The following is a 20,703-nucleotide window of genomic DNA, read 5'->3' on the forward strand; positions in this document are numbered from 1 at the left end:
GGGCTGGAGACGGGGGCTTGGGCAGGGTGGCGTCAGCCGGCGGCGATCCGTGCCGGGCTGGACCGCCACATCCAGAACAGCCCGAGGATCGGCAGCACCAGCGGCACGTAGCCGTACCCCTGGCCGAAGTTCGACCAGACGGTGTCCCTCGGGAAGTACTCGGGGTGCAGCACGCTCAGGGTTCCGACGGTCAGCACTCCGACCAGCTCGAACGAGACGGTGATCCAGCCGACCCGGCGCATCCGGCGGCCGTTGTGCGCCAGTGCCACGGTCGCCAGGATGTACACGACTGCGGACAGTCCGGACAGCGAGTACGCGAACATCGCCTCGGAGGAGTCCCGGATCAGCTGCACGGTCGCCCGGGCCGTCGCGGCGAGGGCGAAGATCCCGTAGACGAAGATGAGGACTCGGCCGGCCCCGTACGCCGGGCGCCGGGTGTCCTCCGTGTCCTCAGGGGCCGTCACGACGTCATCCATACCTGGTTCACCCGTATCTGCATCACGATCAGGACGGCCCCGGCCACGGCCAGCACCACCGAACTCCACCGGCTGCGCTCGGCGAACGCCACCACCGCGGCGACCGGCATCATCACCAGTGCCGTGATCAGGTAGCCCCAGAAGGTGACCGGGTCGCCGAGTTCGTGTCCGCCGCCGAGGCTCACGCCGGCCACGATCATCTGCGCGATCAGCGCGACCTCGATCACGCCCGCCCCGATGAGCTGGTTGAACGTCACCGAGGTGTTGCGCACGGCAAGCACCAGGGCCCAGACCGCCAGCACCAGGCAGCAACCCACGATGATCCATGACACGACTGACACATCGTGCAGGGTAGTGCCCGCCCGGTCGTCGGCCCGCATCCGCGCCGTTTCGCCCGCGAGGCGCGGGACCTCCTACGATGGGCGGGTGACCGAACTAGTGCTGAGTTCCTCCGACCCTGCCCGCCTGGCCACCGACGCCCTCGTGATCGGGATCACCCCCGACGGCACGGGCGCGCGACTGCTCGGCGCCGACGCCCTGCCCGGCCCCGTCCGCGCCGCCCTGGAGAGCGCGATCGCTGTCCTCGGCCTGAAGGGCACGGTCGACGAGGTGACGAAGATCCCGGCCGGCGACGGCGTCAAGGCGTCGCTGCTCGTCCTGACCGGTCTCGGGGTGGTCGCCTCGGGCAGGAAGTCCGACGGCGCCCCCACGCTCGAGAACCTGCGCCGCGCCGCGGGCGCGGCCACCCGCCAGCTCGCGGGCACGGCCGCAGTCGCGCTCGTCCTGCCTGCCGACGACGTGGCCCAGGCCTCCGCCGTCGCCGAGGGTGCCCTGCTCGGCGCCTACGCGTTCGGCGACTACCGCACGAGCCGACCGGCCGCCGTCGCCCCGGTCGCGACTCTCACCCTGGTGACACCGACGGCTCGCAAGAGCGCCACGAAGGACGCCGTCGCTCGCGCGCGGGTGCTCGCCGCAGCGGTGCACGACACCCGCAACCTGGTGAACACGGCCCCGAACGACCTGTACCCGCAGACGTTCGCCGACCACGCCCGGGCCAGGGTGAAGGGCACGAAGGTGAAGATCAGCGTGCTCGACGACGCCGCGTTGCGCGAGGGGGGCTACGGCGGGCTGATCGGCGTCGGACAGGGCTCGGTCCGGCCGCCCCGGCTGGTCAAGCTCACCTACGCCCCGGCTCGCGTGAAGAAGCACTACGCACTCGTCGGCAAGGGCATCACGTTCGACTCCGGCGGCCTGTCCATCAAGCCGGCGAAGTCCATGGAGACGATGAAGTCGGACATGGCCGGCGCCGCGGCTGTGCTGAACACGGTCCTGGCCGCCGCCGAGCTCGGGCTGCCGATCAAGGTCACCGGGTGGCTCGCCCTCGCCGAGAACATGCCGTCGGGCACCGCGCAGCGGCCATCCGACGTGATCACCATCCGCGGCGGCAAGACCGTCGAGGTCCTCAACACCGACGCCGAGGGCCGCCTGGTCCTGGCGGACGCGATCGTGGCGGCGGGCGAGGAGAAGCCGGACGCGATCATCGACATCGCGACCCTGACCGGCGCCCAGATGATCGCCCTCGGCAACCAGGTCAGCGCCGTGATGGGCACCGACGACGTGCGTGGCGCGGTGATCGGTGCCGCCGAGCGGTCCGGCGAGCAGTTCTGGCCGATGCCGCTGCCCGAGGAGCTGCGCGCGTCCATGAAGACGCCGATGGCAGACCTGGCGAACATGGGCGAGCGCTACGGCGGCATGCTCGTGGCCGGGCTGTTCCTCCAGGAGTTCGCCGGGAGCACGCCCTGGGCGCACCTGGACATCGCGGGCCCGTCGTTCAACGAGGGCGGGCCGCGACACTACGTGCCCAAGGGCGGCACGGGCGTCGGGGTGCGCACCCTGCTGGGCGTCCTCGAGGACGCAGCGGGCGCGTGAGGTGAGCAACCTCACGGGCCCGGTCGTGGACCTGGTTGGGTGAGTGCGGAAGACAGTGCCAAGATGGACGGAGCCGGTAAGCATGGCAGCCCCGGCACGGTGGACGAGGAGACACACGTGACGCAAGCACCAGGCGAGGCCTACGACGTCGTCATCCTGGGTGCGGGCAGCGGTGGCTACGCGGCCGCGCTGCGCGCCGCCGAGCTCGACCTCTCGGTCGCGCTGATCGAGTCGGACAAGGTCGGTGGCACCTGCCTGCACCGCGGGTGCATCCCGACGAAGGCGCTCCTGCACGCCGGTGAGCTCGCCGACGAGATCCGCGAGAGCGAGCAGTTCGGCGTCAACTCGACGTTCGAGGGCATCGACATCAACGGCGTGAACTCCTACCGCGACTCCGTGGTGGCCCGCCTGTACAAGGGCCTGCAGGGCCTGGTCTCCTCGCGCAAGATCGAGGTGATCAACGGGTACGGCCGCCTCGTCGGGCCGGACACCGTCGAGGTCGACGGGCGCCGGGTCACCGGCCGCAACGTGGTCCTCGCGACCGGCTCCTACGCGAAGTCACTGCCCGGGCTGGAGATCGGCGGCCGGGTCATCACCTCCGAGGAGGCGCTGACGCTGGACTGGGTTCCGAAGACGGCGATCGTGCTCGGCGGCGGCGTGATCGGCGTCGAGTTCGCGAGCGTCTGGAAGTCCTTCGGCGCGGACGTGACGATCGTCGAGGCCCTGCCGCACCTGGTCCCGAACGAGGACGAGGCGCTCAGCAAGGGCCTGGAGCGCGCGTTCAAGAAGCGTGGCATCAAGTTCTCCCTCGGCGTGAGGTTCGCGGGCGTCGAGCGCAGTGACGACGGCGTGGTGGTCACCCTCGAGGACGGCACCACCTACGAAGCGGACCTACTGCTCGTCGCCGTCGGCCGCGGGCCGTCGACGGCGGACCTCGGCTATGAGGAGCAGGGGCTACGGATCGACCGTGGTTTCGTCCTGGTCGACGACAGGTTGCACACCGGCGTCGAGAACATCTACGCCGTCGGGGACATCACCCCCGGGCTGCAGCTCGCGCACCGTGGTTTCGGGCACGGCATCTTCGTGGCCGAGCAGATCGCCGGGCTGGACCCCGCGCCGATCACCGAGAGCGGGATCCCGCGGGTCACCTACTGCCAGCCCGAGGTCGCCTCCGTGGGGCTCACCGAGGCCCAGGCCAAGGAGCAGCACGGCGCGGACGGCGTCGAGGTCCTCGAGTACAACCTCGGAGGGAACGGCCGCAGCCAGATCCTCAAGACCACGGGCTTCGTGAAGCTGGTCCGCGCGAAGGACGGCCCCATCGTCGGCGTCCACATGCTCGGCGCGCGGATGGGCGAGCAGATCGGCGAGGGCCAGCTCATCGTGAACTGGGAGGCCTACCCCGAGGACGTCGCCTCGCTGATCCACGCGCACCCGACACAGAACGAATCGCTGGGCGAGGCCGCGTTGGCCCTGGCCGGTAAGCCCTTGCACTCCCACAACTGACCACCCAAGAAGGAGACACCCGGTCATGTCGCAGTCCGTGCAGATGCCCGCACTCGGAGAGAGCGTCACCGAAGGCACCGTGACCCGTTGGCTCAAGGCCGTCGGTGAGACGGTCGAGGTCGACGAGCCGTTGCTCGAGGTCTCCACCGACAAGGTGGACACCGAGGTGCCCTCCCCCGTGGCCGGTGTGGTCGAGAAGATCCTGGTGGAAGAGGACGAGACGGTCGAGGTGGGCGCCGAGCTGGCGATCATCGGTGACGGCTCCGGAGGCGGCGAGTCGGGTGACGCTCCCGCGGCTGCCGCCGAGGCGGCGCCTGCCGCCGAGCCGGAGCAGGAGTCCGCACCCGAGCCGGAGCGGGAGCCCGCACCCGAGCCGGAGCAGAAGTCCGCACCCGAGCCGCAGGGCGAGACCGCCGCGGACCAGGGCGAGGCCAAGGAGGCCGCTGCCGAGGAGGCACCGGCCCCCGAGTCGAGCGCCACCTCCGGATCGGGTGGGGAAGCCGCCGGCGATCGTCAGGCCGTGACGCTGCCCGCACTGGGCGAGTCCGTGACCGAGGGCACCGTCACCCGCTGGCTGAAGGAGGTCGGCGACGACATCGAGGTGGACGAGCCTTTGCTCGAGGTCTCCACCGACAAGGTCGACACCGAGGTTCCCTCCCCCGTGGCCGGCAAGGTCCTGGAGATCCTGGTGGCCGAGGACGAGACCGTCGACGTCGGCACCACGCTCGCGTACATCGGTTCCGGTGCCGCGGCCCCCGCCGCTGCGTCCGCCCCGGCTGCACCCGAGCCCGAAGCCACCCCGGCCGAGCCCGAGCCGGCAGCGGCCGCGCAGGCCCCGGCCGCCCCGTCACCCGCGCCCGCCGCCCCGTCACCCGCGGCCGCGTCGCCCGCACCTGCGGCTCCGTCGCCCGCCCCGGCCGCTCCCAGCCCCGCGGCGCCCGCCCAGGCCGAGCCGGCCCAGCAGGAGCCCGCCAAGGCCGAGACGTCGGAGGAGGGTTCCGGCTCCTACGTGACCCCGCTCGTGCGCAAGCTAGCCGCAGACAAGGGTGTGGAGCTGTCCTCCGTCACCGGTTCCGGTGTGGGTGGCCGCATCCGCAAGCAGGACGTGCTCGCCGCCGCCGAGGCGGCGGAGAAGGCCGCCGCCGCGAAGTCGGCCGCAGCCGCTGCTCCCCCAGCCGCCCCGGCTCCGGCCGCGCAGGCTGCGAAGTCGACGCCGGCCGTCTCGCCGCTGCGCGGCACCCGGGAGAAGATGACCCGGCTGCGCAAGATCGTCGCGTCCCGGATGGTCGAGTCGCTGCAGGTGTCCGCCCAGCTGACCACCGTGGTCGAGGTCGACGTCACCAAGGTGGCTCGCCTGCGTGCCCGTGCGAAGAACGACTTCGCCGCCCGCGAAGGTGCGAAGCTGACGTTCCTGCCGTTCTTCACGCTGGCGGCGACGGAGGCTCTCAAGGAGTTCCCGAAGCTCAACGCCAGCATCGACGGCGAGGAGATCGTCTACCACGGCTCGGAGAACATCGGCCTCGCCGTGGACACCGAGCGTGGTCTGGTGGTCCCGGTCATCAAGGAGGCCGGTGACCTCAACATCGCCGGGATCGCCCGCAAGATCGCCGACCTGGCCGCCCGCACCCGGGCGAACAAGGTCACCCCGGACGAGTTGTCCGGCGGCACCTTCACGATCACCAACACCGGCAGCGGTGGGGCCCTCTTCGACACCCCGATCCTGCTCCAGCCGCAGGTCGGCATCCTCGGTATCGGCACGATCGTCAAGCGCCCGGTAGTGGTCGCCGACGCCGACGGCGCCGAGGTCATCGCGGTCCGCTCGATGGTCTACCTCGCACTGTCCTACGACCACCGCCTGGTGGACGGTGCGGACGCGGCCCGGTTCCTCATGTCCATGAAGAGCCGGCTCGAGGAGGGTGCGTTCGAGGCCGACCTGGGCCTCTGACCACCTCTCGCAAGACGAGCAACGCCCGACGGCGGCCGTCCCCGTTCGCGGGACGGCCGCCGTTTCGTTGTGGTGAGTCCTGGCGGCGCTAGCCGCGTCAGCGGCGGCGCGATCGCGGCCCCCGCCCACGAGGCGGCCGACCGCGCGGCGTGACATGGTGCATCGAACAGAGGGAGGGCAGACATGAGCGCTGTCGTACTGGCCGGGGCGTCCGGGCTGATCGGGACGGCGCTGGCCGATGCGCTGCGCGCGCAGGGCCGCGAGGTGCGGGTACTCGTGCGCCGCGAGCCACGAGCGCCGGGCGAGGTCCGGTGGGATCCGGATTCCGGGCTCTTGCCGGACGAGGTGTTCGACGGCGTCGCCGGGGTCGTGAACCTCGGCGGCGCCGGCGTAGGTGAGCGCCGCTGGAGCCCGGCCCGCAAGGCGCACCTGATCAGCTCGCGCGTGGCGGGCACGTCACTGATCGCCACCCGGCTCGCCAGGCGCAAAGAGCCGATCCGGCTGATCCAGGCCTCCGCCGTCGGGTTCTACGGGGACACCGGCGAGGCGGTGGTCCGCGAGGATCACCCCGCCGGGACCACGTTCCTGTCGGGGCTGTGCCTCTCCTGGGAAGCGGCAAGCGAGCCCGCCGTGGACGCCGGACTGCCGGTCGCCATGGTGCGCTCGGGGATCGTGCTCAGCCGCACCGGCGGCGCCCTGGGCCGACTGAACCTGCTCCTGCGGTGCGGCGTCGCAGGCCCGATGGGATCGGGGCGGCAGTGGTGGCCGTGGATCACGCTCGCCGACCAGGTCGGCGCGATCATGCACCTGCTCGATTCCGACGTCACCGGGCCGGTGAACCTGACCGCCCCCGAGCCCGCCCGGAACTCCGACCTCATCCGCACCCTCGCGGCCGCGCTGCACCGGCCGGCAGTGGTGCCGGTGCCGGCGTTCGCGCTGCGCATCGCCCTCGGGGGGTTCGCCGGCGAGCTGCTGCAGTCCCAGCGGGTGGTGCCCGGGGTGCTGCAGGCGGATGGGTTCGAGTTCGCGCACCCTGAACCGGAGTCCGCAGCGCGTTACCTGTACGGCTGACGCACCTGTCCCGCTCGTCAGCGTCGGGAGCGCTCCAGTGCACGGCGGGCGAACACCTGCTGCTCAGTGACGGTCCGTTCGGACCGGCCCCGGCCGACGAAGCTGACCATCCAGTGCAGCAGAGTCGTCACCTGGGACTTGAATCCGATGATGTACACCAGGTGCACGGCGAGCCACGCCAGCCACGCGATGAAACCGGTGAGCCGGATCCGTCCCATCTGGGTGATCGCCCGGAACCTGGAGATCGTGGCCATGCTGCCCTTGTCGTGATAGCGGAAGGCGCGACCGGTCGGCTCCCCGCGGTGGGTCCTACGGATCTCGGCGGCCGCGTGCCGGGCACCCTGGATGGCGACCTGCGCCACGCCGGGCAGGTTGTCCAGGGCGATCATGTCTCCGATCACGTGGACCTCCGGGTGCCCGGGCAGCGTCAGGTCCGCCTCGACCGGGATCCGCCCCTGCCGGTCCACCCGCAGGCCGACCTGATCGGCGAGGTGCCTTGCAAGCGGGTTCGCCGCCACCCCGGCCGCCCAGACCTTGGTGACCGCCTCGACCCGCGTACGTTCGCCGTCCGGCCCCTCGAGATCGAGTCCGTCGGCGTCGACGCCGATGACCGCGGTGGACAGCCGCACCTCGATGCCTATCCGTTCCAGCGCGACGCGAGAACTCTCCTGCAGATGTGGATGGAAGGCACCGAGGACCGCGGGGGCGACGTCGACCAGGACGACGCGCGAGGTGGCCGGGTCGATGTGCCGGAACTCCCGACGCAGGGTGCGCCTGGACAGCTCGGCCAGCTGCCCGGCCATCTCCACGCCGGTGGCTCCGCCGCCGACCACCACGAACGTCATCAGGCGTGCCACGTCCTCGTGCCGGCCCTGCGCAGCTGCCAGCTCGGCAAGCTCGAATGCGCCGAAGATGCGCCCGCGCAGTTCCAGCGCGTCGTCGATGCTCTTCAGCCCGGGCGCGAACTCCGCGAACTGTGGGTTGCCGAACCAGGACTGGTCGGTGCCGGCTGCAACGATCAGATGGTCGTAGCCGTGGCGGTGCGTGCGCCCGAGCGTGCTGGCCGTGACGATCCGCCGGTCCAGGTCGATGTCGCCGACCTCGCCGAGGATCACCTGCGTGTTGCGTTGCCGGGACAGCACCTCCCGGGTTGCCGGGGCGATCTCGCCAGGCGAGAGGATCCCGGTGGCGACCTGGTAGAGCAGCGGCTGGAAGAGGTGGTGACCGGTCCTCGCGATCAGCGAGACGTCCACGTCGGCACGCCCGAGCGCGCGTGCGGCGAACAACCCACCGAAGCCCGACCCGATGATGACGACCCGGGGTCGGGTCCTGGCTGCCTGCGACATGTGCTCCATGGGATTCAGCGTGCCGCGCGCAGCATGAGGTGCCCTCCCCCGGGCGAGGGAACTGCTCGCCCGGGCCTCACCCAGGTGGGTGAACGCCCGCGCGGCCGGTCAGGGCGGGCACTCGGCCACGTCTGCGATCCGCCAGTCCCCCTCGACGAGGGCGAGCGTGAACTCCAGGCATCGCGGCGACAGTGCCACTACGGTCGCCACGTCGCCACTGCCGGCCACCGTGCGCTGGTGCTCGCCCTGGGTCAGGACAGCCCGCACCACGGACTCCTCTCCCGGTTCGCTCACCAGCTCGACGTCGGTCACCGCGGTCCCGAGCCCGGACAACGTGAGTCCCGCCGTCGCGAGCGCCGCGAGGAGCTCGGCGTCGGCTGCGGCGGCAGGCGAACCGGGCACGCTCACCGCGGCGAGCGCCTGTGCGTCGCCCGCCGCCAACGCAACGTCCCGCGCCGCCGTCAGAGCCGGCACCGCTGCGAGCAGGGCGGCTGCCGGCGACCCACCCGTGCGGCCGGTCGGGTCCTGGGTCACGTCCGGTTCGCCGGGGCCCTGCGGATCGGAGGCCACCGGTCCCCAGCCATTGAGCGATGCCGTGCCCACGAGCGCGCCGAGCACCATCGCGGCGCAGGCGACCACCCGCCATCGCCGGGATCGGCGGTGCCGGGCGCGGCCGCGCGGGCGGCGGACCGGCCGCCGGATCGTCTCCTCCCGTCGGGCGTGCTCGCGCAGGCTGGCCCCGGCCAGGGTGCCGGCGTCCGGCAGGCGTATCGGAGTGACATCGTGCTCGATGAGCCGGGTCCGGACGTCTGTGAGGGATGGCCGGCGCCGGGGTTCGCCCGCGGTGAGCTCGCTGGTGATCTCGCGCAACGCCAGACGTTCGGCGTCCGCCACCGCCCACCGGGCGACCGCGCCGATGCTGAAGACGTCCGCCGCCGCGGACGCCTCCTGCCCCGTCCCGACCTCGGGTGCGCGGAACCCTTCCGTGCCGGCGTCGGTTCCGGTCCCGCCGACCAGGTCGACCAGTACCGGCCGGCCGGTGCCGGGGTCCGGCGGAGCCGGTGCGCCGACCGTCGCATCGGAACGTTGCCGCTGCTCGACCGCCCGCGTAGCCGGGTCCTTCGGTCCACGCGGGGGCGTTCTCAGCAGGATGTTCGCAGGCGAGATGTCGCCGTGCACCACCCCGGCGGCGTGCAGCACGCCCACCGCGTCGGCCAGGGCGGCGACCAGGCCGAGCGTCTCGGCCAGGTCGAGACCGTGCCGCCCCGCGCGGACAGTCGCCAGGGTGGGCCCGTCGATCAGTTCCTGGACCACGGCACAGCGCCCGTCGTCGCGCTCGTGCACCGCGAGCACCCGGGCCAGCCCGGGATGGTCGAGACCACCGAGCGCGCCGAGCCGACGCCGTCGGGCCCTTGCACGGTCGTCGCCGACCGGCTCGAACACGCGGATCGCCACCGCGCGGCCGCCGCGCGCCGGTGCCTCGCGGGCCGACCACACCCGTGACGGCGCCCCGAATCCGAGCGGTCCCGCCACCTGGTAGCCCGGGATCTCCGGCACTGTGCCGCTCATGCCTCAAGCAAACACCGGCGTCCGGTTTCCTGCTGCGGCCATCCACAGGTGCCTGCGGCGCGCGGTCCTACCCCGCGAGCTGTTCCTGCCGGGCGCGACGGGCCTTGACGAATCCGTCGATCGGCCAGACTGCCGCGCCGGCGACGACGCTGACGGCGAGGACCGACGCAACCACACCTCCCGAGCCCAGTTGCTCCACCGCATCCGTCCAGTCGGTGCGCGCCAGGTACTCGGGATTCAGCAGTGTTCCCGTGGCCAGCGTCGCCGCGATCGGCAGGGCCGCAGCGGCGGCGAGCACCAGGCTTGCGAAGACGAACCGGAAGGACCATCGCCCATGGCGCAGGAGCAGCAGCCAGAACGCGAGCTGGGCGACCAGCACCGCCAGCAGGTACCACTGGAGCCAGGCCCAGGTCGCGGGCTCGAAGAACGGCACCGAACCCGCGCCGTCCGGCGACGGGATCAGCCCGGGCCCGACGAGGATCGCCAGGGCGGCGAGCACGATCAGCACGAGATTGCTGACGACGTCGATGCGGATCTGGTTGCGCGGCGGCTCGACCACGACCGGAAGTTCCTCCGGCTTCCACTCGAGGACGGACGTGCCGCCGCTGACCCGGTCGATGAAGGCGAACACCGCCGTCGTCCAGAAGGCGAGGTGCACCGTGACGTTGATCAGCACCACGACCGTGCCTCCGTAGATCTCGCCCATGGCGGCACCCGAGATCAGCTGCGACAGCACGTAGGCGAACGCGACGCACGGCAGCACGATCGCGAGCAGCAGCCTCAGCAGGCGCTTCCAGAGGAGGTAGTGGGCCGGGCCGATGAGTTGCAGCGGCCGGTCCGCGTAGGCGGCGGCGAGTGCGTCAGGGTTGCCGAGCTCGGTGAGCACGTCCAACTCGGCCGCCTCGCGGTCCGCCCCGCCCTCCACCTTCGCGTCGATCGAGTCGCCGATCCGCTCGGCGAGCTCGCTGCGGAACTCGTTGCGCTGCGTCTGCGGGACGCTTCGCGCGGCGGCGAAGAGATATCGGTCGGTGAGTGTCGATGTCTTCATGATTCCCCTCCGTCGACCAGGCCGCGCAGCGCGGCGTCCAGTCGGTGCCAGTCGTCTGTGAGGACCCGGGCGAGCCGGTCCCCTTCGGGCGAGGTGCGATAGAACTTGCGTGGTCGCGCCTCCCCCGTGCTCCACTCACTCGTGACCAGGCCCTGCTTCTCGAGCCGGCGGAGCAACGGATAGAGGGTGTTCGCGTCGACGTCGATGCCGTCGGTGCCCAGCGACTCGAGCAGCGCGTAGCCGTAGTCGGGAGTGCGCAACCGGAGCAGGCACGCGAGGCCGACGGTGCCACGCCGCAGTTCCTGCCGGTGGCTCGCCTCGATCTCGTCGAACTCATCCCCATACACACATCACACTATACTGTGTGTCACACACTAATGGAAGACGAACAGGTCACAGCGCGGGCCTACTAGGTCTACCGGGGCGAGTTCGGGGGCCGAACGGTGCTCCCGCGCAAGCGCCACAGGACGTCACGCTTGCGCGGAGGCAGTCCCGACACGCACTCGGGGACCGTCGAGCACCGGAGCACCGTCGGTCCACCTCAGCTCGGTGAGCCACATCGTGCGCCCCGGAGCCTTGGCGCCGACGGCGTCCGGCGGCCACGCGTGGTGGACGTACCAGGTGCGTCCACTGGTCTCGACAACCATCCCGTGCCCGGGCCCGGCGGCATCGTCCGTACTGCGCATGAGGGGGACATCGGTCGGTTTCGTGTACGGCCCCAGTAGCTCGTCGGCGACGACGTAGCCCACACCGTAGTCGGCTGACGCGTAGTCGTTCGCCGAGTAGAAGAGGACGTACCGGCCATCATGGATCCACAGGAACGGCCCCTCGACGAGGTTGCCCTCCCAGGCCTGGTCATGGGTGATAAGCCTCTGCGGCTCCCCCACGAGTTCGAGCCCGTCGGGGCTCAACTGCTGGAGGTACACCCAGCTCTCGACGCCGATATGGTTGCCGTCGTTCTTCCAGAGCAGGTATCGGGTGCCGTCGACATCGGTGAACGGGCTCGCATCGATCGATCCACCCTCGTCGTGCTGACCGATGAACGGCACCTCGGCGGTGTCTTCGAACGGCCCCTCGGGTGAGGCGGCGACGGCGATCCCGATGCACTGGTTCCGGGTCACCCGCTCCGTCGCGGTGTAGTAGGCCACGTAGCGGTCGGTGCCGAACGCCGCGATCTCGGGAGCCCAGTGGCGTCCGGCGACGGACCAGGGGGCCAGCCTCGGCATGCCATCGCCCACCACGTCCCAGGTGACGAGGTCGTCCGACCGCAGGATCGGAAGGGTGCCGAGCTCGCCCTGGGTGGCGTACCCGTACCACCGACCGTCCACCTCCAGCACGAACGGGTCGGGAAAGTTCCGGGCGTGGACGGGGTTCGTGAAGGTCACGGTGCCACGGGTGCTCACCGGACGTCGAACACCCGGACGTAGTCGAACGTGGCGACCGCCGGCGGAGCGGCGCCGCCGCCGGCGTACAGCCCGATCCGGGGGTCGGATCCGGCCGGCAGCGTCCACGTCGCTCCCCATCGCCACGACTGTCCGTCGCGTGAGGTCGCGGAGCGGTAGAGCAGGTCACCGGTGGCCGGATCGACGGTGTGGTGCAGCTGCAGCCATATCGTCGGTGCGACCGGCCCGCCGAGGTGCGCGCCCCAGTTGAACCGCCCGTCCTCCACCAGTTCCTTGCCGAACTCCGCCTGCCGGCTGCTCCAGATCGCGACCGTGCCCAGGCGCAGGAAGTCGTCATCGGAGTTGTGGACGATCAGCCCGGCCTGCTGGTAGTTGCGGATCGTGTCCACCCCGAGGTCCAGGGTCACGCGGGTCTGCATGATCCACTCCCCCTCCGGAGCGTCCCGGAGCAGGAGGGCTCCCGTGTTGCCCTCGCCGACGATGTCGACCGACTCGAGCGGCCACTGGAGCTGGGCGTCCGTGACGGTGGTCCCGGTGGCGGGGCGCACCCACTCCCAGCCGGGCTGCAGGTCACCGTCGAACTCCTCTGCGAAGAGCACGGAGCCGGGTTCCGGCTCGGCGACCCGCTCCGTCGCCGGAGTGTGTGCCGCGACGACGCTCAGGTTGTCCACCTGCACGGCGCCACCGGTGGACGCCAGCTCGACGGGTCGCTGCTTCTGCGCGCCCCGCGGCAGGTCGATCTCCACCTCGGCGAGCACGTCGCCGAGGCGGCTCTCCGACAGGACCGCGCGCAGGACGCCGTCGCGCGCCTCGACGGTCACTGAGGTGAAGGCGTCCGGACTGAACAGGCTCGTCAGCGGAGCCGCCTCGACCGTGGTGCGAGCGCCCTGCGTCACCTCCGCACGCAGTTCCCCGGTGGTCCGGTCGACGGTGACCGCGATCGCGTTGCGCCCAGCCTGCGCCAAGCCCACCGCGAACGTCTGAGCGTCGTCGAGGAATCGGACGTCGGCCTCCACGCGCACGTCCCTCGGGGTCGGGCGGTTCGAGACCACGCGCGCGGCCTCGCCCGTCGAGTCGAGCACGCCGACCCCGCCGGCGTCGTTGAGATCCTCGACAGCGGCGTGCCAGGTCCCCGCGGTGGCGCGCAGGGCCTGGTTCGCGGCCGGGTCGCCCTGGTCGATCCCGAGCGCCGATCCCGTCACGGGTCCGGTCAACGATCCCTCCGTCGGTCCGGCACCCGCATTGGCGACCGGCCAGCCGTCGATCCAGTCCAGTCGGTCGACGAACGTTGGCCGCTCGTTCACCCCACCCGGGGCATCGAGCCAGGCGTCGTCGCGTTCGATGCCGTGATAGAGGATCCAGTCCTGACCGCTGGTGTCGGTGAAGATCGCGTGGTGCCCCACGCCGATGATGGAGTTCCCGTTCTGGGCGAGGACCTGCGTGCCGCCAACCCGGGAATCGAGCAGCGAGACGCCCTCGTGGTCGACGAACGGGCCGCGCGGCGAGGTGGACCGCCCCGCATACACGCTGTACCCGGTCACCGGCCCGGCGCAGCAGTTCGCCGACGACGCGGTGAGGTAGTAGTAGCCGTCGCGCTTCACCACGAACGAGCCCTCGTACCGGTCGGGCCGCGCCACCCGGGTCGGCTCTCCGACGGCCGTGAGGCCGCTCTCGTCGAGCTCGGTGACCCACAGGCCGCCGTGATACCCGCCGAAGTACAGGTACCGGACGCCGTCGTCGTCGACGAACAGCGCGGGGTCGATGGTGTTGAAGTAGCCGTCACCGCCGTCGGATCGAGGCTCGACGACGGCGGCGCCTGAGTCGGTCCAGGGTCCGGCCGGGGTGGGCGCAGTGGCCGCGCCGATCGCGTAGTTCGACCCACCGGGGTCTGCCACCGTGTCGGTCACGGTGTAGTAGAGAACGTACTCTCCGGCCACGTACCGGATGTCCGGCGCCCAGAGGAAGGAGCCCGACGTCGCCCAGTCGGGCCGGGTCTCGTCGTCGAAGACGGTGCCCAGGTACTCCCAGCTGGAGAAGTCGTGGCTGCGCGCGATGTGCATCAGACCGAACGGGCTCGGCGCCTCGGTGAGCGGGTCGCTCGTCGCGTACATGTACCAATAGCCGTCCTTGCCGCGGATGATCGCGGGATCGGCGTAGGTGTCGGAGAACTCGTCCGAGATCGGGTTCGTCACGGTCACGGCCGGTGGAGCTGACGACGACGGGGCCGGACCTGCTGTCGCGGCCTGGAGCCCGGAGCCGAGCAGGCACAGGCTGGCTGCAGCGGCAAGGACCGCACGGATACAGGGACGCATGGGTGTCAACCTTTCGGACCGCGACAGCTTCGGTGATGTGGCGCCTGCGTCCTGTCTAGCGAAATCTTCCAACGTTGTAAAGGGGGTGGCGGGTCCTGCCGGCCGAGCGAGCCCCGGGCGTCGTCGCCCGCGTGCGGGCGAGGGCGGCGGTGCGTACGCGCCGCCCTCGCCGGTCAGCGCGTGTGCTCGATGACGCGCGCCTGGAGTGGCGCGACGCTCAGCGAGCCCGACGCGGACCCGCCGGACGTGAGTTCCCGACCGCCGCCGTCGGGCACCTCGAAGAGCACCTCCGACTCGGTGGGGTTCACCACGACCGTCCAGGACCGCCGGTCCGCGGACCGCACCCGCCACGCCCGGGCACCGCCGGCCTCCGGCACCGCGACGCAGGCCGGGGCCGACGACTCCGGGCCGGGGTCCTCCACGTGGACCAGGTAGGCCGCATCCACGATCGGAGTCCGCGGAGGGATGTACGCGGGACCTCCGAACGCACCGATGGCGAGCGTCTCGACGCCCAGCGAACGCAGTGCGGGGCCACCGTGGGGCGCCGTCCGTCGCAGCAGCTGCACGGGCTGGGCATCCAGGGACCGAACGGTCAGCCGTCCGTCGACGCTGACCTCGGAGCCCAGATCGCGCACAGACTCCTCGGTCGCGGGGCCAGCGAGGGTGAGTGTCTCGTCCCCCGTTCGCAGCAGCCGACGGTGGGCGTTGTAGGTGTCGTTCGGGATGCCCAGGTTCAGCCCGTGGCCGCCGAGCAGGCCGACATGCCAGTCCGACGTGGTGACGAGTTGGAGGCCGAGGACCGTGGCGTCGTCCGGAAGCGCGATCATCGCTATCACGCTCACGGCTCCGGGCCCACCGCTCCAGCCCTCGGCGATCGTGAGCTCGGCGCCCTCGGCGACCTGCCCGACGGTCGCGAAACCACCGGCGAAGCTGCCCTGCCAGTACTGCAGAACCCGGCGGGACGGTTTGCCGGAACCGTACTGACCCAGAGCCGCCTGATCGCCCTCGAAACTCAACTGCGGAGCGAGGTTCAGGTGATACTCGGCCAGGTCTCCGCGCTCGACCGGCAGGCAGAGCCCCTGGGTCGTGGTGAATGCGCGCCAGCTGTGTGCGGCGAACCGCCGCGCCCCGCGGGTGACCAGCACTCCGTGCTCGTCGTCGTGCCAGACGTCATCCTGCGCGGCGGCAGTACGGACGGGCACCACCGGGGTCGGCACGGTCCGGTCCGGTACCGCCGGGAGCCCCGCCACCCGCGCACCGTCGAGGTTGGCGGCGACGACGGCCAGGGCGTTGGCGCGGTCCGCCTCGAGCCGCACGTAGTAGTAGGGGCGCCGACGGGCCAGGTGATCGAACCGGCGCCGGTAGAAGGCACCCTTCTCGTTCGGCTCGGCATCGACCAGGTCCAGGTAGGCCGCGACCAGATCCGCCGCCCCGGCATCACCCAGGTGGTGCTGTGCGTAGAGCGCGCCGACGGGCACGTACTCCTGGCAGTAGGCGTACCGGACCCGGCTGTCCCCACCGATCCGGATCAGCCTGCCGTCGGGTGTGACGCAGGAACTCAGCCGATCCCAGAGCATGTCCTGGTGCAGGTGCAGGGACTCCGGGACCGGCAGGCCGGCACGCACCTGGTCGAAGTAGAGCAGTGCCGCCTGGCTCGCGCAGATGGCCATGTACCCGGCGTTGAGATAGCCGTGGTGGTCCAGCGCCATCGAGTCGAAGAAATTGGCACCGAGGTGCCGTTCCCGCAGTGGCCGCCCGTCGTAGATCGTCTCGTCGGTGGCGTCGGCCGCGAGGGAGACCCCGTTGGCCAGGAACCGCAGGGCCGCCTCCCGGAAGCGCGGCGCCTGCTCGGCGTCGGGCCAGCGGGTGGCCGTTCGCCACAACAACGCCCCGTTCCAGAGGTTCGACTCGGGGTGGTTGTGCCCTGAGGCGTCCCAGACGTCGGCCTGGACGCCCGGGTCCTTGCCGCGGTGATAGTCGGTGGTGAGCCACTCGGACTCGCTGAAGAGCACGGCCCGTGCCGCGTCCGCGACGCCGGTCGCACCCTGGCCCCGCAGGAGTTCGACTCCGAACCAGGCCCGTTCGATGCCGAGGGCACTGATCCAGGTGTGCCCCCACTGCGTCCCGTCGGCACACGTGCCGGTGCCGGACACGTGCGAGTCCCAGGAGAACCGGTAGCTGGCCTCGGCACGCCTGCGGGCGAACGCCCTGGTCCCGGGATCGTCATGGTGGACCGCGACGACGGCCGCTGCCGAGGCGTACTTGAGGTTCGTCTGCGCCCCCCAGACGTTGTAGCCGGTACCGAACCAGCCGGTCCCGTCGGGACCGTCCGTCCACCACGGCTCCATCGCGTGCAGCCAGCGGCCGAGGCGCGCCACGATCCGGGTGTGCTGCCGGTCGACGCCGACCACCTGCGGGTCCGAACCGGTCAGCTGCTGCTCGGTTGCGCTCATTCGGGCGTTCACCCCTGCTTCTCGTCGAAGGCTGCCTGGTACTCGGCGAGGATGTCGGCCCCGCCGCCGCTGTTGAACTCCTCGACGGCGACGCTCCAGTCGCTGACCGGCCGGCGCCCGAGCATGATGTCCAGCTCCGCGTCCTCCAGCGTGCCCTGGAGCGAGGCGAGCTTGCGGCTGGCGGTCTCCGAGTACAGGCCGAGCGTCGGGTCCTGGAACGACTTCTCCGTGACCCGGTTCTGGTGGTCCCACGCCGCCTGGACCACGGCGTCCCGGTTGGGGGCGTACACCACGCGCGCGGCATCGGAGATGTAGAGGGATCCGATGTTCACCTCGCTGGCGGCATCCGTCGGCACCGGGTCCGTGCCCTCGAGCTCGTAGTTGACCCCCTCGATGCCGAACTTGCAGAACAGGTACTCCTCGGTGCCGAACGGCGCGGCGAGGTAGTCGGCAACCCTCAGCAGGGTCTCGACCCGGTCCGCCGAGTCCGCACTGATCGCGGTGATGCCGTAGTTCGGCTTCGGCACGAACTGGGTGCCGGTGCCGCCGTCGAATCCGATGACCGGCAGCGCCTGGATGTTCAGCCCGGGTACCGAGCCGTGCTGGACGTACAGGCTGAACCACGCGATGAACGAGTCCTCGTGGAAGATCGACCTGCCGGCGCCGAACCAGTCCTTCCTCGCCGAGCCCGGCGCGGACGGGGCGTCCGGGTTGACGACGCCCGCCGCCTGGAGAGCCCGCACGGCGTCAAGCGCCTGCTCGTGCCGCTCGTCGTCGAGCGTGCTCGTGAACGTCCCGTCGACCACCATCCAGTAGCTCGGGATGTCCACGGTGGCACGCGCGTAGGCAAGCGGCAGGCTCCCCCACGCCCAGGTGTTGCCGCCGGTCAGCTCCGTCGAGAGATCGCTCAGCTCCGCGAAGTTCTGCGGCGTCTCGGTGATCCCCGCGGCGTCCAACAGGTCCTGCCGGGCGAACAGCGTCGGCAGGTTGACCAGCCCGCGCTGGATCGGGATGGCTCGGATCCGACCGTCGAAGGCGCACTCCTGCCACGAGGCGGTCGGGATGTTGGCCAGCCCGGGGTAGGCGGCGATGGCGTCGCCGGAGAGGAATTCGGTGAGGTCCGCGGCCTCGGAGGCCATGAACTGCGGCAGCGACTGGGTCGAGCCCACGTGGAAGAAGTCCGGGAGCGCGCGGCCGGCGACGGTGGTCGCGAACTTGGCGTCGTACTCACCGGCGGGCGTCAAGGTGATCTGGAGTTCCGAGCCGAGCCGCTCGTTCATCTCCTGCCAGAACGCGTTCTGATCCATCGCGGGTGGAAGCGCGAACGAGGTCGGTCCCATCGCGGTGATGGGCTCACCGTCACTGGGGGTCCCCGTGGAGATCGCGGCCGGGCCGGCCGGGTAGGCGAAGAACCCGCTCGACGTACGACCGTCCTGGACCGGCAGGTCGGCTTCGACGCCCTCGAAGGGGATGTAGTCGGGCAGCGCGGCCGCGGCGCCGCCGCCCGAACCGCCCTGGCTGTTGCCGCCGTCCGGATTGCTCGAGCAGGCCGCGATGCCGGCCAGTGCTGCGATCCCGAGGCCGGTCGTGAGAACTGCTCGCCGGGACGGGTGAGGAGTGTGCGCGGACATGGTCGGTCCTTCCATGGTGGGTGGTGCGGGGGTGAGTTGGGGGTCGGCGGACGTCGGCGTCAGCCCTTGACCGCTCCGGTGAGCGCGCCCTTGGCGAAGTGGCGCTGCAGGAACGGGTAGACGCACACGATCGGCACGATCGAGACCACGAGGATCGCCATCTGCAGGGTCACCTGGGCCGGGAGGATCCCGGAGGCGAGGTCGGCGGAGCCGATCTGGTTGTCGTTGGTGACGTAGGACCGCAGCACCAGTTGCAGCGGCCACAGCTTGGGGTCGTTGATGTACAGCAGCGCGGAGAAGAAGGCGTTCCAGTACCCGACGGCGTAGAAGAGCCCGATGACGGCAAGGGCGGCCTTCGACAACGGCAGCACGATGCGGGCCAGCATGGTGAACTCGCTGGCTCCGTCGATCTCGGCCGCCTCCAGGACATCCGTCGGAAGGTTGCTGAAGAAGGCGCGCAGCACGATCACGTTGAACGCGTTCAGGCAGGTGGGAACGATGAGTGCGGCAAGGCTGTCGAGCAGACCGAACTGCTGCACCGCGAGGTACATCGGAATGATCCCCGGGTTGAAGAACAGGCTGAAGATCAGCAACATCGTGATCAGCCGCCGCCCCGGCAGCGCGGACCGGGTCAGCGCGTAGGCGAGCATGGAGGAGACGGTGAGCGAGAGCACGGCGCCGACGATCGTGACGATCCCGCTGACTCCCAGTGCCCGGGTGACCACGCCACCCGACAGGATCGCCTGGTAGGCGGTGATGTCGAGGCGCTCGGGCCAGAGCACCATCCCGCCGGAGTCGGTGACCTGCGCCGACGGTGCCAGGGACGTCGCGATGATCGCGACGAACGGAACCAGCACGAGGGCACACGCGATGGCGAACACGAGCAGCTTGACGACGCCGAACAGGGGCGACGGGTGCTGCTGACCGTTGATGAGGGTGCTGCGCCGGGCGCGGCGCGGGGAGTTCGTCATGACCGGTACAACCCGTCCTCCCCGAAGAGGTGGGCCAGCTTGTTCGCACCCAGCACCAGCAGGACGGAGACGATGCCCTTGACCAGCCCGACCGCCGTCGCCTCGCTCCAGCTGCCGTCCACGATGCCGACGTTGTAGACGTAGGTATCCAGTACCTCGGACGCCTCGATACCGACGGCCGGCTGCTGGAGGATGATCTGCTCGAAGCCGACGCTGAGTGCGTCCCCGAGCCGCAGGATCAGGAGCAGGATCACGATCCCCTTGAGCGCCGGCAACGTGATGTGCCACATCTGCCGGAACCGTCCGGCGCCATCCATCGTGCTCGCCTCGTACAAGGTCGTGTCGATCTGGGACAGCACCGCCAGGAACAGGATCGTCGCCCAGCCGGCGTCCTTCCAGATCAGCTGGCTGGTCACCAGCGGGATGAAGAGGTCGGCGTTGCCAATCAGGGAGAACGTGTCCAGGTCGTTGGCCCGGAGGAAGTTGTTGATCATCCCGGCACCCCCGAGGAACTGCTGGAAGACGGCCACGACGATCACCCAGGACAGGAAATGGGGCAGGTACAGCACCGACTGGACGAGCCGTTTGATCCGCTCCGAGACCATGGAGTTCAGGGCCAGGGCAAGCGCGATCGGCACCGGGAAGACGAGCAGCACCTGCACGAGCGTGATGATCAGGGTGTTCGTGAGTGCGTTGACGAAGCGGTGGTCACCGCGCGCGATCAGCTCGAAGTTCTCGAGCCCGACCCACGGGCTCTCCCAGACCCCGACGAACGGCAGGTAGTCCTTGAAGGCGATGACGTTGCCGATGAGGGGGTAGTACTGGAAAGCGAGCAGGAGCAGCACACCCGGTGCCGCCAGCGCCAGCAAGGGGGCGCTACGCCGCAGCCGGGCCGCCCGTTTGGTGGAATTCACGCCTAGAACAGCTCCATTGCCTGTGGAAAACCTACGGTCTGTACCAAAATGAACGCGCGATCATTGCGAGTTCCGTGAACCTAGCGGGCTCCTCGACGGACTGTCAACTGCCATCTCGACGGGCGGTCGGCA

At 70.7% G+C, this 20,703-nt stretch carries 16 protein-coding genes; 4 read left to right on the forward strand and 12 right to left on the reverse strand.

The window, feature by feature from the left end:
• Positions 1-32 precede the first annotated feature (32 nt).
• Both HALOF300_RS23240 and HALOF300_RS23245 read right to left on the reverse strand, forming a co-directional pair.
• Complete coding sequence (locus HALOF300_RS23240; protein WP_331716255.1) at positions 33-464, reverse strand: hypothetical protein; 432 nt, start codon at positions 462-464, stop codon at positions 33-35.
• A complete protein-coding gene (locus HALOF300_RS23245; RefSeq protein WP_156743273.1) occupies positions 461-817 on the reverse strand; it encodes a hypothetical protein in 357 nt (118 codons plus the stop codon). The genes HALOF300_RS23240 and HALOF300_RS23245 overlap by 4 nt, the downstream gene beginning before the upstream one ends.
• 85 nt (positions 818-902) lie before the next feature.
• Here HALOF300_RS23245 and HALOF300_RS23250 point away from each other — a divergent pair, with 85 nt between their 5' ends.
• From HALOF300_RS23250 to HALOF300_RS23265, 4 genes are all read left to right on the forward strand, one after another.
• The gene (locus HALOF300_RS23250; protein ID WP_231955716.1) at positions 903-2,405 is read left to right on the forward strand and encodes a leucyl aminopeptidase; all 1,503 of its coding nucleotides are present in this window, start codon (positions 903-905) and stop codon (positions 2,403-2,405) included.
• A gap of 117 nt (positions 2,406-2,522) precedes the next feature.
• Positions 2,523-3,908, forward strand: coding sequence for a dihydrolipoyl dehydrogenase (gene lpdA, locus HALOF300_RS23255; protein WP_331716256.1), 1,386 nt, complete (start codon positions 2,523-2,525; stop codon positions 3,906-3,908).
• A 25-nt stretch (positions 3,909-3,933) separates the two neighbouring features.
• Positions 3,934-5,853, forward strand: a complete 1,920-nt coding sequence (gene sucB / locus HALOF300_RS23260) for a 2-oxoglutarate dehydrogenase, E2 component, dihydrolipoamide succinyltransferase (RefSeq protein WP_156743276.1) — start codon at positions 3,934-3,936, stop codon at positions 5,851-5,853.
• A gap of 183 nt (positions 5,854-6,036) precedes the next feature.
• Positions 6,037-6,924 carry a TIGR01777 family oxidoreductase gene (locus tag HALOF300_RS23265; protein ID WP_156743277.1) on the forward strand — a complete coding sequence of 296 codons (888 nt, stop codon included), beginning with the start codon at positions 6,037-6,039 and terminating at the stop codon, positions 6,922-6,924.
• Between the two features lie 17 nt (positions 6,925-6,941).
• On the opposite strand, the gene HALOF300_RS23270 is transcribed toward HALOF300_RS23265, so the two are convergent.
• The 10 genes from HALOF300_RS23270 to HALOF300_RS23315 all read right to left on the reverse strand — a co-directional run bounded on the left by HALOF300_RS23270 (position 6,942) and on the right by HALOF300_RS23315 (position 20,571).
• The gene (locus tag HALOF300_RS23270) at positions 6,942-8,279 is read right to left on the reverse strand and encodes an NAD(P)/FAD-dependent oxidoreductase (RefSeq protein WP_331716257.1); all 1,338 of its coding nucleotides are present in this window, start codon (positions 8,277-8,279) and stop codon (positions 6,942-6,944) included.
• Positions 8,280-8,378: 99 nt separating this feature from the next.
• On the reverse strand, positions 8,379-9,839 hold the full coding sequence (locus HALOF300_RS23275; protein WP_156743278.1) for a protein kinase domain-containing protein: 1,461 nt from the start codon (positions 9,837-9,839) through the stop codon (positions 8,379-8,381).
• A 67-nt stretch (positions 9,840-9,906) separates the two neighbouring features.
• The gene (locus HALOF300_RS23280) at positions 9,907-10,887 is read right to left on the reverse strand and encodes a hypothetical protein (RefSeq protein WP_156743279.1); all 981 of its coding nucleotides are present in this window, start codon (positions 10,885-10,887) and stop codon (positions 9,907-9,909) included.
• Positions 10,884-11,234: a PadR family transcriptional regulator gene (locus tag HALOF300_RS23285; protein WP_156743280.1), complete on the reverse strand. Its 351-nt coding sequence runs from the start codon at positions 11,232-11,234 to the stop codon at positions 10,884-10,886. The genes HALOF300_RS23280 and HALOF300_RS23285 overlap by 4 nt, the downstream gene beginning before the upstream one ends.
• Positions 11,235-11,357: 123 nt before the next feature.
• Positions 11,358-12,290 carry a glycoside hydrolase family 43 protein gene (locus HALOF300_RS23290; RefSeq protein WP_197522803.1) on the reverse strand — a complete coding sequence of 311 codons (933 nt, stop codon included), beginning with the start codon at positions 12,288-12,290 and terminating at the stop codon, positions 11,358-11,360.
• Positions 12,287-14,602: a family 43 glycosylhydrolase gene (locus HALOF300_RS23295; protein ID WP_156743282.1), complete on the reverse strand. Its 2,316-nt coding sequence runs from the start codon at positions 14,600-14,602 to the stop codon at positions 12,287-12,289. The genes HALOF300_RS23290 and HALOF300_RS23295 overlap by 4 nt, the downstream gene beginning before the upstream one ends.
• 173 nt (positions 14,603-14,775) lie before the next feature.
• Entirely contained in the window at positions 14,776-17,055 is a 2,280-nt protein-coding gene (locus HALOF300_RS23300) for a hypothetical protein (RefSeq protein ID WP_156743283.1), read from the reverse strand.
• A gap of 8 nt (positions 17,056-17,063) precedes the next feature.
• Complete coding sequence (locus tag HALOF300_RS23305) at positions 17,064-18,686, reverse strand: type 2 periplasmic-binding domain-containing protein (RefSeq protein WP_156743284.1); 1,623 nt, start codon at positions 18,684-18,686, stop codon at positions 17,064-17,066.
• Between the two features lie 59 nt (positions 18,687-18,745).
• A complete protein-coding gene (locus HALOF300_RS23310) occupies positions 18,746-19,657 on the reverse strand; it encodes a carbohydrate ABC transporter permease (RefSeq protein WP_156743285.1) in 912 nt (303 codons plus the stop codon).
• Positions 19,654-20,571 carry an ABC transporter permease gene (locus HALOF300_RS23315; RefSeq protein ID WP_197522790.1) on the reverse strand — a complete coding sequence of 306 codons (918 nt, stop codon included), beginning with the start codon at positions 20,569-20,571 and terminating at the stop codon, positions 19,654-19,656. Before HALOF300_RS23315 ends, HALOF300_RS23310 begins: the two co-directional genes overlap by 4 nt.
• Between the last annotated feature and the right edge of the window lie 132 nt (positions 20,572-20,703).

Source organism: Occultella aeris, from assembly GCF_902703175.1.
Classification (GTDB): Bacteria; Actinomycetota; Actinomycetes; order Actinomycetales; family Beutenbergiaceae; genus Occultella; species Occultella aeris.

Coding starts and splice junctions, on each gene's coding strand:
- sucB (WP_156743276.1), top strand. CDS start 3,934: ATGTCGCAGTCCGTGCAGATGCCCGCACTCGGAGAGAGCGTCACCGAA.
- HALOF300_RS23265 (WP_156743277.1), top strand. CDS start 6,037: ATGAGCGCTGTCGTACTGGCCGGGGCGTCCGGGCTGATCGGGACGGCG.
- HALOF300_RS23270 (WP_331716257.1), bottom strand. CDS start 8,279: ATGGAGCACATGTCGCAGGCAGCCAGGACCCGACCCCGGGTCGTCATC.
- HALOF300_RS23275 (WP_156743278.1), bottom strand. CDS start 9,839: ATGAGCGGCACAGTGCCGGAGATCCCGGGCTACCAGGTGGCGGGACCG.
- HALOF300_RS23280 (WP_156743279.1), bottom strand. CDS start 10,887: ATGAAGACATCGACACTCACCGACCGATATCTCTTCGCCGCCGCGCGA.
- HALOF300_RS23295 (WP_156743282.1), bottom strand. CDS start 14,602: ATGCGTCCCTGTATCCGTGCGGTCCTTGCCGCTGCAGCCAGCCTGTGC.
- HALOF300_RS23300 (WP_156743283.1), bottom strand. CDS start 17,055: ATGAGCGCAACCGAGCAGCAGCTGACCGGTTCGGACCCGCAGGTGGTC.
- HALOF300_RS23305 (WP_156743284.1), bottom strand. CDS start 18,686: ATGTCCGCGCACACTCCTCACCCGTCCCGGCGAGCAGTTCTCACGACC.
- HALOF300_RS23310 (WP_156743285.1), bottom strand. CDS start 19,657: ATGACGAACTCCCCGCGCCGCGCCCGGCGCAGCACCCTCATCAACGGT.